This is a genomic window from Sphingobacterium puteale (genome assembly GCF_050986225.1).
Lineage (GTDB): Bacteria > Bacteroidota > Bacteroidia > Sphingobacteriales > Sphingobacteriaceae > Sphingobacterium > Sphingobacterium puteale.
Genome location: NZ_CP158959.1, coordinates 1,789,733 through 1,804,539, shown reverse-complemented (window position 1 = coordinate 1,804,539; position 14,807 = coordinate 1,789,733). Strand labels below are relative to the sequence as shown.

Here is a 14,807-nt window from a genome sequence, read left to right as displayed (position 1 = left end):
TTGAGTAAAAACTAAAACACTAAAAAACAACAACTTAACAAAACAAGAGTAGTCCTTGGGGGGACTGATTTTTCATTTCTATCTCATAAAATATTCATGTTTGTATCGGATTTCCAAGGACTTGCCCAGCTCCCGGAAAAGCTCGGCCATGTATTTGAATCCAACGACTAATCATTAACAATGATTTAAAACTTAAATAATTCAAAATGAAAACAGAAAAGAAAACTTATGAAGCACCTGCTATCAGCGTGCTTACAATTGAGCTGGAGCAAGGGATTGCTGCTGGTTCTGGAACAGGTACCCCTAACCCTGGTGTAGGTGACTGGGGTGATGGTTCGGATGGTAGTGGCAATGGAGATCTATAAAATTAAGCTATTAAAAAACTACAAAATTAAGATTTTTATGAGAGTATTATATAAAAAGCAATTAAATTGGACCATTGCTTCCATTGCATTCTTGCTAGTAGGAAGTGGTACCTTTTCAAGTTGTTCGAAAGACAAGGAACAAATCGAAGAAACAGCTAAAGTCGAGGGGACAAAATTAATGTTGAACGTGTCGGGTATTGATGAGAGTCAATCTATATCGACAAAGGGTTCGCAAGCAAAAGTGGCTGCGTCAAACTCAGCGAATACCAAAGTATTGGAATTTCCAGAATTTGATGCTGTTCTACAGACAGATAATAACATACCATTTAAGGCAGCACAATCTTTAACTAAAGCAGCTTCAACTAGCGGTAGCTCGACAAGAGCTGCTGCTATAGAAAATGGAGTAAAATACCGTCTTTATTTATTTTCACAAGATGGAACTCAATTGATTTCTTCTGAGCAGTTTATTGCCGGAACTCAGGGAACTATTGATGTGACGCAAGGAACAACGTATAAATGGGTGGCACTTTCGTACAATACAGCAGATGATATTCCTAATGTAACGTCTGCTAACACCATAATCAGCCTTCCCGGCGGAAAAGATATCTTATATACATCGGGTGAAGTATCGGTCCCAACTGGTGGCAGTAGCGTCAATGTGCCTATCAATATTATGTTCAACCACAAATTTGCAAGACTTGGTATAGAATTAAATACACAAGGCATGTTTGCAAATATGAGCGGAGCAACGGTTGCAGTAGCCGGAATCAAAACAGCATCGATTGATATCGCCAGCGGTGCCTTAAGTGACCTTGTCACCGCCGACCACGAAATCCCGTTTGTCGACTTTAAGGACATCAATGCACTTTATCAAGATGCTAAAATTGCCTATACGTACACAGCTGATCCAGCAGCAGTAACAGGCGGGATCAAAGTGAGTGTCTCCAATCTGGCATTAGAGATTGATGACAACTCCACCCGTCAATTTTCGGCGACTCCTGTCAACTTTGCATTCAACATCACTCCGGTATTAGGAAACAGTCACCGTTTGCTGGTCAACTTGATAGAATCTCCATTGACGGTGGAAGGGACCAGATGGGCTAGACAAAACATTTATTACCAAGCCGGACACAACCCTTATCGTTTTCACCATACGTATGCGCACTCCAATGCCCGAAATACATACTTCTCATTTAAAGGCCTTGTTCCGGATCAATTTGGCGTAAATAGTGATCCTTGTGCTCAGGTGTATCCTACTGGCGTATGGCGCCAGGCAAGTGAAAGCGATTTCAGAAAGCTTACTGGAGTATTAGGAATTGGTGGTAAGCAAACTACTTATGGTTCGGTTAACAACCGTGGTTATTTTGAATATGATGCAAGCGGAACTGCTGCTCCATATCCAAGCAACAAGCTTCATTTTAACTTTAACGGTGGCAGTGACTCATTTGCTTTTGTCAATGGTATATTACAGATCAACCTGGCCAATTATGGTAATCGTGCCGAATTATGGACAGGTACATCGGGAGTAAACCTTGGCGGGCTTTTTGGTTTTGGTGCATGGTATTATCACGCCGATAGAGGTGCTTTCAATATTCACAATGACGACCTTACAGCTAGCTTACTCAATGTGTCAGTTATTGGCGTGGATTTAGTAGAAACCCAGCTGAAAAACGTCCGTTGTGTAAGAAATTAATTTTTGCGTTCTTTTTTATGGATAATATAGTTATCTAACGGGAAGGCGTTCCTTACAGATAACGGTAAAAAGCGACCTATTATTTAATAGGTTGCTTTTTATTATCTATCAGCTTTTAAACACCCTTAGTGACGTCTTCCTAAAGATTTTCACTTATCAATACAAACCCGTGTTTGACAATATAATAAAATCAATTAAGACTGCTAATCCTAATAATTGGCTCTGCTAAAACAAAAACCTATCTGATCTGGGCACACCATATGAACGCGACAGCCATTAATTTGGCCAACCAGCAAAATGCTCGCCTCAGATCGCCTTCAAGTTATCAACCAGTGCCTTAATAACCGTACAGAAAAACTAATAACCATTCAAATGCTATGGAAATTATTCATAATGTTTATTTATCAGATTTAGAAAAGAAAGATCCTCCATTTGATAATGCATTACTTCTTAGTGCCCTTGCCGAGGGGTCGATAGCAGCATTTGAAAAAATATATAGCCGCTTTTGGCACAAAATGTACCTTGCTGCCTACAACATCCTCCGGAACAAGGAAGTGTGTGAAGATATTGTACAGGATATCTTCTCTCAATTGTGGAACAGACGTGCTTCTTTGGATATCAGAAACCTGGAGTTCTATCTCATTAAGGCCGTGCGCTTCCAGGTATTTCGTAGCATAAATGAACAAAAATGCAGGAATAATTTGATTTTGGCGCTAACCAAATTACCTGCAGATTTCTTTGAACAAGCGTATCTTTATCAAGAAATCGAAGAAGCACTACAGCATGGTATTGAACAATTACCAGAAAAATGCAGCAAAATATTTTACTTGAGCAGAAAAGAGCAGCTTAGCAACAAGGAAATCGCACAGCATCTTAATATTTCCATTAAAACAGTTGAAAACCAGATTACTATAGCTATAAAAAAGCTAAAGAAGTACTTATCTCCCTGGACCTTGCCAGTTTTGCTACCGACAATACTGAATCTTTTCAACTAATTTATACTAAAAAAATAAAGCACCACCCTTAGGGGCTGGTGCTTTTTTATTGCACATACAATAACAGACCGATGAAAACTAAAAAGACCATACAGCACATTATCAGAAAATACTTGAAACGCAAAGCTAGCAAGAGAGAGGAAGAACAGCTTTTTACATTTTATAGCCATATCGAATCCCAGCCGAACGAGTGGGACGAAAACGTACATGGGAACAAAAAAGTGCTGGAGCATATATTATGGCAGAGAATTAATCGGAGCATCGGCGATAATCAGACCATACGTAAGGCATCCGATCCATTTTTTAGCTGGCTAAAAATCGCTATGGCGGCAATTGTCCTATGCTTAGCGAGTGTGACGCTATGGTTATATCACAGCTCTGAAAAAAAAGAAATCACTGAACGTGCAACTGTTGTCCCCGGCTCCGACCGGGCCGTGTTACAACTCGCCGACGGACGCAGAGTTTATCTGGACAGCACTGCCTCAGGAGAAATCGGCTTCGCTTCGGGCGATGTTATCCGTCTGTCTCGCAAAGGCGAACTGGATTACAGCCATATCAATGGCGTCGATTATAAACCGGACTTGCATACGATTACTGTTCCACGCGGGGGACAGTTTAAAGTAAAACTTTCGGATGGCACGACAGTATGGCTCAATGCCTCTTCTTCATTAACGTTTCCAAGCTACTTTTCTGAGGATAATAGGCGTGTCAAACTCATCGGTGAAGGCTACTTTGACGTGGCAAAAGTAACAAAAAAAAGCAACCCACAGGAACGGCTGTCCTTTATTGTGGAAACGGATAAACAGCAAGTAGAGGTACTAGGGACAGTCTTTAACATCAGTGCCTATCCTGAAGAAGAACAGGTCAAAACAACCTTAATCGAGGGCAGTGTAAAGGTCTCACCAGCCCATCTATTCGCTCCACAATTATTGAAGCCAGGACAACAGAGCGTGCTCAACGGCGAGAAATTCAGCATACAGCAGGTGAATGTAGGGCAGTCCACTGCCTGGAAAACGGGAGATTTCACATTCGACGAAATGCCCCTGGAAGAGATTATGCGACAGCTATCCCGCTGGTACGATGTTGAGGTTGTCTACAACGGCAATATCGGAAAGATAAAATTTGGTGGATCAATATCACGTGGCAAGGACATCCATGAAGTGCTGGAGGTTCTTAAGTTAACCGGTATCCACTTTGACCTAAAAGGAAGGAGGATTATGGTTATTCCTTAGACAAAACTACGAATGGATCAAAAAATAGCATGTACTACTTGCACCAATCCTTTAAAGTAGATGATCCTGATCAAATGAACTTCAATTGATGACCCTAAATTAAAAAAAATGTTGAATAACTCAAGGGGAGAAAGTTCTCCCACTCCGTTTTGTAGAATCGCTTGCAACCTGTTGCGCGAATCATGCGGTTTTATCTTAAAAAGAGACCTGGTTAAAATATGCCTAACCTGTATTATTCTCACGGTTACCTTTCTGCAGTCGTCACTGGCTGTCAATGGCCAGCAGGTAACACTGAAAAAAGAACATGCAACACTCTTGGAAATATTTAATATGATCAAACAGCAGACGGGCTATGACTTCATTTACAAAAATGAAGTATTGATGAAAAGTAAGCCTATTGCTATCAACGTGACCCATGTCCCGCTCACCGATGCACTCAACATCTGTTTTGCAGACCAGCCTGTCATCTATACGATCAAAAATAAAACGATCGTGATACAGCGCAAAGCGTTACCTACCATCACCAAAGCACAGGACTTCACGGTGACAGGAACAGTTCGTGATTCATCCAAAGTCCTTTCCGGTGTCAGCATTGTATTGAAAGGCAGTGCCGGAATAGGCACAACAACCGATTCTAACGGAAAATTCCAGCTGAAGGTCCCCCATGAAGGCACCCTTGTGTTCCGCTATGTGGGCTACAAAGCACAAGAAATCACCGTCAAGGGTCCGGAGACCATCCACCTAACCATGCAGTCCGATCAAGCCAGCTTACAGGAAGTCGTGGTGGTCGGTTTTGGCCAGCAACGAAAAGAAAATCTGACGGGATCTGTTTCAACAGTCAATTCTTCGGCGCTGAGCGATCGTCCTGTAACCAGCGTAGGGAATGCATTGCAGGGGACAATGGCAGGTGTCACCGTGACAGCGGCCAGTTCGGGACAGCCGGGACGTGATGCAGCGACAATTCGGGTCAGGGGGATCGGAACACTGAACAACGCCGGCGCAATGGTCGTCGTAGACGGCATGATTTCGACGATGAACAACGTCAACCCCGACGATATTGAAACGATTTCTGTACTGAAAGACGCCGCCTCAGCTGCCATATATGGCTCGCGGGCTGCTAATGGCGTCATATTAATCACGACCAAAAAAGGCAAAGCAGGAAAAACGACACTTTCTTATAACAGCTATGTGGGCAAACAAAGCGCAACCGGCCTCTTTGATTACCTTCCTTCATGGCAGGCTGCTGACCTTTACAACCAAGCTTTGCAAAACGAAGATAGACAGCCCCGTTATACAGCAGAGGAAATCGAGAAGTTTAGAACCGGTTCCGATCCCTTTAATTATCCGAACACAGACTGGCTTGGATTGGCCTATAACGGAAATGGCATACAACAAAACCACTACCTTAGTGTGAACGGCGGAAATGAAAATTCGAAATATATGCTTTCTCTTGGCTATTTTGATCAAAATGGTCTCGTCAAAAAAACGAATGCCAAACGCTATACATCCCGTTTTAATCTAGAATCTAAAGTCAATGATCGATTGACCGTTCATGGCAATCTCGCTTATACTTTCTCTCCATTACAGGAACCGCAGTCAAGCATGCCCGGAGTCCCGGGCTTTACACAGATCATCCGTCAGATCAACCGGATCGTCCCCATGGTTCCCTATAAATACGAAAATGGACACTATGGAAGTATTTCAGACGGAAACCCGATGGCCTGGTTAGAATCGCCATCATTCAACCGTGAAAACTACTATGATTTCGTGGGCAACGTTGGCGCAGATTGGGAAATTATAAAGGGACTACACTTTAAACCTACATTGGGATATGTTTCATCGATCGCACAGAATAAATTTTTCATCGCTGATATTCAATACTACAATGCGGCGGGTGACAAAACATTTTACCAGGGTCCCAATAAACTGACCGACAAAAACACCACATTTCGCAGAACCACTTTGCAGGGGCTTTTAGATTATAGCAAAAGCTTTGGTGACCACAATTTTAAGGTACTGGGCGGTTATTTTCAAGAGCTGACCCAGTATACAGAGAACAGCGCGTACCGGCAACGTTTCTTAAACAATGAGCTGAGCGAAATTAATCTCGGATCGACTGCCGGACAGACCGCAAATGGCTATAGTTATGAGATGGCGCTACGCTCCTATTTTGGCCGACTCAACTATGATTTTGCCGGAAAGTACCTATTCGAAGCCAATTTAAGACATGACGGTACGTCCAGATTTTCACCCAAACACCGCTGGGGTGCATTTCCTTCCTTCTCTGCCGGATGGAATGTCCACAAAGAAAGTTTCTTCACGCCGCTAAATGAGCTGATGTCCACGTTCAAAATCCGCGGTTCCTGGGGAAAGCTGGGAAATCAGGAAGTGAAGGCAAACGGCGATTTTCCCAGCGCACCTTATTACCCCTATATCACGGTTATCAGTTCAGAACAAAACTATACTTTTGGCGGTACTACACCGACCATCGCCACAGGCGTAGCGCCAACCAGTGGTGCAAATGCTGATCTGCGGTGGGAAAGCACCACGACTTACGGCACTGGTATAGACGCGTCATTCTTAAAAGGTAAAATCGATCTGACGGTCGACTGGTTTAACCGCAAAACCAATGATGTGATATTGGATGTCCCTGTCAGCGGTGTATATGGACTCAGACCGCCCACCAGGAATGCAGGCGCTGTACAAAATAAAGGCTGGGAATTTATGATCGGCTACAAAGACCATAAGGGTGATTTTTCTTATAACGGCTCCTTTAATATCGCTTTCATCGACAACAAGATAACAGACCTGTATGGTACAGGGCCTTACTTAACAAACACCACCATACAACAAGTGGGCCTGCCGATCAACTCCTTGTATGGCTATGTTGCTGAAGGAATTTTCCAGACCAAAGAAGAAGTAGAGAAGCATGCCTTCCAGAGCGACCGCACTGCTCCCGGAGACCTCAAATACCGAGATATCGACGGAAATAAAATCATTGACAGCGACGATAAGCAATATTTGGGGAATTACTATCCAAAAACAACTTTTGGACTGAACATAGGAGGATCTTACAAAAATGTTGACCTTACGCTCTTCTTTCAGGGTGCTGCGCGTGTAAATACCTATCTGGAAGGAAAACTCGGGCAAGTGAGCGATGCTGCCGGAAAACCGACCTCAGCCCTCCTGGACTCCTGGACCCCAGATAACCCCAATGCCTCACTCCCAAGGATCCTTTACGCCCAAAATCAGAATAACGCCATCGACAATCCTTCTTCCTTCTGGGTCAAAGATGCGTCCTATATCCGCCTAAAGAATCTACAGGTGGGCTATAATTTTACTACCCTGGTTAAAAAATTGGGGATTAGCCGGGCACGGATCTATTACAGTGGGCAGAATATACTCACTTTCAGCGGACTTCAGGACTGGATTGACCCCGAAGCATCGTATAGTAGCGGGATATACTATTATCCCCAGGTCAAAGTGCATACGATCGGATTAAATGTTGCTTTTTAACGCTTTAAATTATGAAAAAAACACCTCTTATATTATCTCTGATCCTTTCCATGGCATTCTCCGGCTGTCAGAAGGATTTTCTTGACAGAAATCCAAAAGATGCCTATAGCAATTCTTCGCTCTGGTCATCGGAAAGCGATGCGCTGACCGCGCTGAACGGCTGTTATAATTCATGGAGCGACGGCTATCATGTCATCTACATGGATGGATTATCGGACAACGTGTACAGCCAGTATTATTGGGAAGGTTACACCAGTCTGGGCAATGGATCGGCAAGCCCGTCGGACACATGGATATCAGACAGATGGACACCATCATACAGTACTATACAGAAATGCAACTGGTTTTTGGAAAACGTGGACAATACCCCCATGGCTGAAAATCTAAAGACCAGAATGAAAGCAGAAGCTCGTTTTTTACGGGCCTATCAATACTTTACCCTGACTCAGCTGTATGGCGATGTCCCCTTGGTGACAAAATCACTTAATCAGGATGAAGCAAACCGGGTCAGCCGGACAGCAATCAGTGAAGTCCAGAAATTTATTATCGACGAACTCAAAGCTATCTCACCCGGGCTCCCGGTCAAATATTCCGGCAGTGATATCGGTAGAATCACCCGAGGAGCTGCATTATCGCTTCAGGCACGTCTGCAGTTGTACATGGGCAATTTCGCTGACTGTATCACAACGAGCGAACAAGTCATGAAACTAGGATATACACTCTACCCTTCCTACCGGGACCTTTTCCGGATCCAGAATGAAAACAACGATGAAGTCATTCTTGATATCCAATACAAAGAAAATGATTATTCGAATGGCAATATCGGGACCATGCCATCTTCCACTTTTGGCGGATGGGCCTCGTTAAACCCGACGCAGTCCCTCGTTGACAGTTATGAGATGGCTAACGGGAAAACCATAGATGACCCCGCTTCAGGTTATAATAAAAATGATCCCTATAAAAACAGAGACCCGCGTCTACAGGCCACGATCGTTTACCCCAGTCAGCTGTATGAAGGCAAATACTATAATCCGATTGAGAAAAACTCAGGTGATTATTACAACGGATCGAACAATTCCAAAACAGGCTATCTGTATAAAAAATTCACCGCAGATCTTTCGGACTATCCGGATTTATGGAATACCGGGCTAAACATGATCCTGATCCGCTATGCGGAGATATTATTGAACTATGCCGAGGCAAAAATTGAAACCGGAGCGATTGATAACAGCGTATATGACGCCATTGATGCGGTAAGACAGCGTGCTGGAATGCCCAAAGTGAACCGCGCGGTATATGCATCCCAAAATTCGTTACGTACTTTGCTGAGAAGAGAAAGACGCGCGGAACTCGCTTTGGAAGGATTGCGCTGGTTTGACATCAAACGTTGGAAAATCGGACCTCAAGTACGCCAGGGGCCCGTATATGGAACCCGACTGGGAACTGTAGATCCAAAGAATGGATCATTAACCCTAACTGGAGACCATGTTGAAGCCGAGTCGAGAACTTTTAGCAACAAAGATTATCTGTGGCCTATCCCTCGGAAAGAAACGGACGTAAACAAAAACCTGGTCCAAAATCCGGGCTATCCGAATTAACCCACTGCAGCCATTACAAGGAGCATCATGCTGTAGTGGCTGCTTTTCTTAACACTATTTTGCCATCAATCAACGCATTTTATGGTGATCTTGGTGGTTTAAAAGATGACATCATACCGATCACATGAACAACATATTTTATACCCTACTGACATCCGTTCTATGTACTATTACATCCATTCTCCTTGCCGCAAAGACACCAACACCAAGGGTTCTACTCGACATGAATACCGGATGGGCCTTTTATCCGGGCGATGTAGACCGGGCAATGACAGTAGACTATGACGATAGTCAGTGGGAGGCTGTAAGTATCCCGCACATCATGCGGGTAGAACGTAAACATAACGGTGGCGCTGTTTTTCAGGGAACAGGCTGGTACCGTCGTTACTTTCGACTGTCAGGCAGCTACCATAATAAAAGAATCACCCTTCAATTTGAGGGTGTCCAGAGCAGTTGCGTCATCTACCTCAATGGGAAGGAAATAGTGGCACATGCCGGTGGATATCTCGGTTTTTCAGTCGATATAACCCCCTATATAAGCTATGACCGTGACAATGTCCTCGCCCTTCGTGTAACAAATAAAGATGACGCGCAGACGCCTCCTGGTAAACCGATGCGAAAGCTCGATTTTAATTATTATGGAGGCATCTACCGCAATGTAAAAATGCTCGTTACAGATAGCACTTACATTTCGGATCCCCTGGAAGCGGATATTCCCGCAGGAGGAGGGATTTTGGTCAGCTTTCCCACCGTTACCAAAGAAAAGGCCACGATCAACTGCCGTACCCATGTAATCAATGGAAGAGCAGCTTCAGGTGAGCAACTACGCTTAGAGACCACAGTCCTGGACGAAACAGGAAATGTGGTGACTAGAGCAAACGATACAACATCGCTGCGTCATAGCGACACCACATTTTCACAACATCTCCAGGTTTCCAGTCCACGACTGTGGCACCCCGACCGTCCATTTCGCTACCGGCTAGTATCCCGGATTTACCGTAACGATACGTTGGTGGATGAGGTAACGACATGGATAGGCATCAGGCGGTTTGATATGCGTTCATCACGTGGAGAAGCCGACGGCTTGTATCTGAATGGTAAAAAACTCTACATAAGAGGGGCAAACCGGCATCAGGCGTTCCCTTATGTGGGCGATGCCGCAAGCAATTCGATGCAAGTCCGTGATGTGATACAGCTGAAAAAAGGAGGTTTCAATGCAGTGAGAGCGGCCCATTACCCTCCATCAGTAGCCTTTCTGGATGCCTGTGATTCTCTCGGGTTGCTGGTCATCGAATGTCAGCCCGGGTGGCAGTACTTCAGTGAAGACCCTTTGTTCATCCAACGGACGTACCGCGATATCCGTCAAATGATCAGAAGAGACCGCAACCATCCATCTATCTTTTTATGGGAAACCTCGCTCAATGAATCCCCTACGCCTTCTTCATGGATGAAAGAGGCGGTACAGATAGCGCATAATGAACTGCCCGGTGACCAGCTATTTACGGCAGACGATCTGAATGACAGAAGCCGACCTTTTTACGACGTTTTTTACAAAGTCATCCATCCGGACGGAACCGACCCATTCCCCGGTGCCCCTTCTTTCACCAGGGAATGGGGGGACGCATGGTTTGCTGATGCAAGCAAGGAAAACGGTTTACGTGCATCGAGAATCTATGGTGAGAAGGGATTAATCAATCAGTGCATCTTGCGGCAAAATGCGCTAAATGGAGAAAAAGACGAATCCCTTGGCGGATATTGGGACCATGCAGGTCTGGATGCCAATCCACGAATCGGCGGTTATTTTCTCTGGAGTTTCAACGATTATACCCGTGGATACGACCCCGTAACCGCATTTAGCGGAGTGGTTGATCTGGACCGATACCCAAAATTCGGTTATTATCAGATGCAGGCCATGCAAGATCCCCGTAATCCCGCTTATGGGCCAACCATACACATCGCGAGTTATCATGCACGACAGGATCTTGACTCAACAATTATTGTCTTTTCGAATTGTGATACGGTCAGGCTTTTCAGAAACGGCATCCTTGTGGGAGTACAGGACAGAAAAAGCAACGCCAGCACTGCGCCCTTTATTTACAATAAAGGCGGCAGCCCCTATTTTCGCTTTTCATTACCCGATTATGAGCCCGGAGCGCTAAAAGCGGAAGGCATTCTGGATGGAAATATTGTTGCTACGCACTGTGTAGAAACGCCAGGTCCACCGCATCATTTAGAAATTGAATTTGCGGATCAGGGCATCGCTCCCATTGCGGGAGGTTCTGACATGGTTCCGGTTTACATTAAAGTCTGCGACAAAAGAGGGAATCTCGTCCATTCAGCAAGCCGTGCGGCGGCTATTTCCATCAAGCTGACAGTATCCGGAAATGGCAAGCTGATTGGCAATAATACCCCACAGACCGGCGTCTCTCCACAGGTTACCGAAGGGGGAATTGCGTACGCTCTGATACGGACCACCTACTCGGCAGGGCCAATGGTCATTCAAGCAAGCAGTGCAGGCCTCCGGTCCGCGGCTGCTGAAATCAAATCCATCGCCAACCCTAACACGCCAGTGCCTGATGGAAAACATGCCGGGTGGGTAGGTGAGTATGACCACCGAAGAGTCAAAAGCGTCAATGCAGACACACAAAAGCAGCTCAAAACGAGTATCGATCTCCGCAGTACGTCTGTCACAGTCAATGGACAAGCAAATGAACAGATTCAACAACTGTTTGACGGCAATCTATCCACGGTCTGGCAAGGAGACAAGTCTGCACTGCCGATCACGCTTTCAATTGACCTGGAAACAAGATATAAAGTGGATGCTTATCGTATATATTGGGGCAAAGACAGTGACTGGTATGTCTATACACTAGAATCCTCAATAGATGGCCAACACTGGAAATCAGTTGAAAGTCATGTAGCTTCTTCGGGGCAAGATTATAACATAAAAAGCATCCATGAGTCGGAGATCCGATTTTTACGGCTTAGAATCGAAGGCATTCGTCCCGAGAATAGTAAACCCGCCGTAAGGGAATTAGAATTGTTTGGCAAAAAAGCCGAATAGCTTAAATTGTTGCTCAACACTGGCCGGGATTGATCAGCGTTGAGCAACAATAATCGGCAATTTATTCAATACAACCCTATTTCAGCAATTGATGCGAACTGCTCGGCATCCCAAGCATCCATCGCTTTAATCTTCAAAAACCGAAAAGATATTGGTCCAATAAAATCTAGGTATTGCGGTCCGTTCAAGTTAGGTACCTCAAAGTTTCCGACCGATGTAAAGGTCAGGCCATCCATACTGTACGCCACTTCTATATGCCTGACAGCACGGGACAATCCGTCCCGGTGTCTATAACTTAAACCCTGAGCTGTTTTAGCAGCCCCTAGATCTATTACAAACTCATGCGGGAAGCTGGCCGGGTTGCTTGACCATCTCGAATGCCAGTATGTTGAAGAGTTGTCGTCAATTAGATTGGCAGAAGCACCATCTTCACTGGCAGTTTCTTCAGAACTGAAAGTATATATCTGCCAACCCTGTTTATTTAATTCTGCCCGTGTACTAAAATTGATGACCGGTAAGTTGTTACTAAACTTATAATTGTAGGTAAAGGTAGAAATGATACCGTTGTCGTGCACAAACCTCAATCGTAGATCATACAGAGAATCTGCTTTATACTGTAGATCCGAGATTTTCATCTCTACATAAAAACTATCCACCCCGATCGGTTTCGATTCCCAGGTTACTGCATTATAATCGCCGCCTCCTTCGGGATCATTATAATATGCAATACTATTGATTTTACTGGATGCATGGAATTTACCCGAGACAACAATAGCTTCCTTCGTGATATCATAATAGCCATGTATCCGGTCGATTTGTGCATCGGCGGCATCGTAATATTTTTTGCTATCCTTATTAAATATTTGGTTGGCACTCAAAATTGCAGCATCGGCAGCCGTCAAAAGTGTCGCTTCTTTCCCTAAGGTAAAGTTACCATATCCCATAAGAGCTGTGCCAAAAAGAGGTTTTTCAGACAGCTTTTCTGAATTATGGGGCAGATTAAGCCCATGCCCCAGCTCATGAGCAAGGCCACCAAACCAGCCTGTAAACTGATTATTGGCCTTACCGATATTGTCTATATTAAAATCTTCGTAGTCTAGGGCATAGCACCATCTGCCGGTACCATAAAACGGTCCTCCGGTAGCTGTACCATCGGGCCTAAATTCATACCGGGGAATGATGATCAATGTATGATCACTCGTATTATCAGCCGGATGGGCGGCAAACCAGGCGTCCACTTCCTGGGCCACAGCCCCACTGCCACCCTCATAAGGATAGGCACTCTTGGGTTTAGTTCCCCTAATTGTTATTATCCTAACGAGACTGTCGCTATTGACAAACATGCCAAAGGTTTTATCCGGATACCCATGTCGGCTCATTTCGTCCTTATAAAATCGCTGCACCCATAGCAAGATATCACTGAGACGACTTTGGTAATCGGGCAATGTATCTAAATCACTTGGCACGAAATACACGATATTTAAGTTTCTCGATCTATCACTGCTAAAACCGTCAGAGGTATGTACCGTGTTGGGATCAGTCGGATATAGATTTTTTTTACAGGCCGTAGCCAATAATACAATAATTATCAGAGGGATTATTTTTTTCATTTTTATGATTTATTAGGTTTATTTCTTTAGTTTGATAAAATTTCGTACAAGAAATCAATGTTACCTTTGGTTTGGTAATTACTATTGTTTATTTGAAGCGAATTGTAAATAGATATATTTATGGAAAAGCCATATCCCTCCTTTCTTGATAAATTTAGATTTGTACACTTGATATTATATGTATGTGCAAAATAAAAGGACTTACCCCTAAAGCCAATTGCTTCTATGATCTGGATCAAATCAATAATTTGACTATAAAGAGTTAACGGCCATGCGACCACTGAATGCTATTGAAAATGAAAACAGGAAAAAGGGATATGGGGGCTTGCTTTTGCGCGCCATTCTCATAACTTTTATCGATATAGATAAGCCTACGCAGAAATCTTTCAACACCCCCGCGCATGAAATGAACGGTCGATATCATTTCCGTAATTTTTAGCAAAAGTAGGTCTGTAGATAAGGATATCTGAGGAAAAGAAGCGATATGTAAGCAGTAACGGGGAGATACCGAAATTTCATAAATTTCAACAGCTGATATAATACATAAAAAAGGATAGCTAAATTGCTATCCTTCATTGATCACAAAAAATAAGATTGAATTTATTTAATCACATAAGCCCAGTATCTCTTTTCCCGGTTTAAAGAAACGACTATGTTCTTTTACAAAATTCGTTATCGGTGCGAGAGTCCCATACTCGTCATAATTATCCTTGGGTGCTAATACGCAATGATTG

Annotated in this window: 8 protein-coding genes; 7 read left to right on the top strand and 1 reads right to left on the bottom strand. The window is 44.0% G+C overall.

Annotated features, from left to right (window positions below; genetic code table 11):
* Positions 1-206 precede the first annotated feature (206 nt).
* The 7 genes from ABTV71_RS07400 (at position 207) to ABTV71_RS07370 (ending at position 12,463) form a co-directional block, all read left to right on the top strand.
* Complete coding sequence (locus ABTV71_RS07400) at positions 207-365, top strand: hypothetical protein (RefSeq protein ID WP_165308705.1); 159 nt, start codon at positions 207-209, stop codon at positions 363-365.
* A 37-nt stretch (positions 366-402) separates the two neighbouring features.
* Positions 403-2,058, top strand: a complete 1,656-nt coding sequence (locus ABTV71_RS07395) for a hypothetical protein (RefSeq protein WP_433902719.1) — start codon at positions 403-405, stop codon at positions 2,056-2,058.
* Between the two features lie 377 nt (positions 2,059-2,435).
* Positions 2,436-3,053, top strand: coding sequence for an RNA polymerase sigma-70 factor (locus ABTV71_RS07390; RefSeq protein ID WP_433902718.1), 618 nt, complete (start codon positions 2,436-2,438; stop codon positions 3,051-3,053).
* Positions 3,054-3,124: 71 nt separating this feature from the next.
* A complete protein-coding gene (locus tag ABTV71_RS07385) occupies positions 3,125-4,285 on the top strand; it encodes a FecR family protein (RefSeq protein WP_433902717.1) in 1,161 nt (386 codons plus the stop codon).
* A 108-nt stretch (positions 4,286-4,393) separates the two neighbouring features.
* Positions 4,394-7,801, top strand: coding sequence for a TonB-dependent receptor (locus ABTV71_RS07380; RefSeq protein WP_433902716.1), 3,408 nt, complete (start codon positions 4,394-4,396; stop codon positions 7,799-7,801).
* A gap of 11 nt (positions 7,802-7,812) precedes the next feature.
* Positions 7,813-9,399, top strand: a complete 1,587-nt coding sequence (locus ABTV71_RS07375; protein WP_433902715.1) for a RagB/SusD family nutrient uptake outer membrane protein — start codon at positions 7,813-7,815, stop codon at positions 9,397-9,399.
* 124 nt (positions 9,400-9,523) lie between these two features.
* Positions 9,524-12,463, top strand: a complete 2,940-nt coding sequence (locus ABTV71_RS07370; RefSeq protein ID WP_433902714.1) for a glycoside hydrolase family 2 TIM barrel-domain containing protein — start codon at positions 9,524-9,526, stop codon at positions 12,461-12,463.
* A gap of 65 nt (positions 12,464-12,528) precedes the next feature.
* On the opposite strand, the gene ABTV71_RS07365 is transcribed toward ABTV71_RS07370, so the two are convergent.
* Positions 12,529-14,073 carry a discoidin domain-containing protein gene (locus ABTV71_RS07365; protein ID WP_433902713.1) on the bottom strand — a complete coding sequence of 515 codons (1,545 nt, stop codon included), beginning with the start codon at positions 14,071-14,073 and terminating at the stop codon, positions 12,529-12,531.
* Positions 14,074-14,807 lie beyond the last annotated feature (734 nt).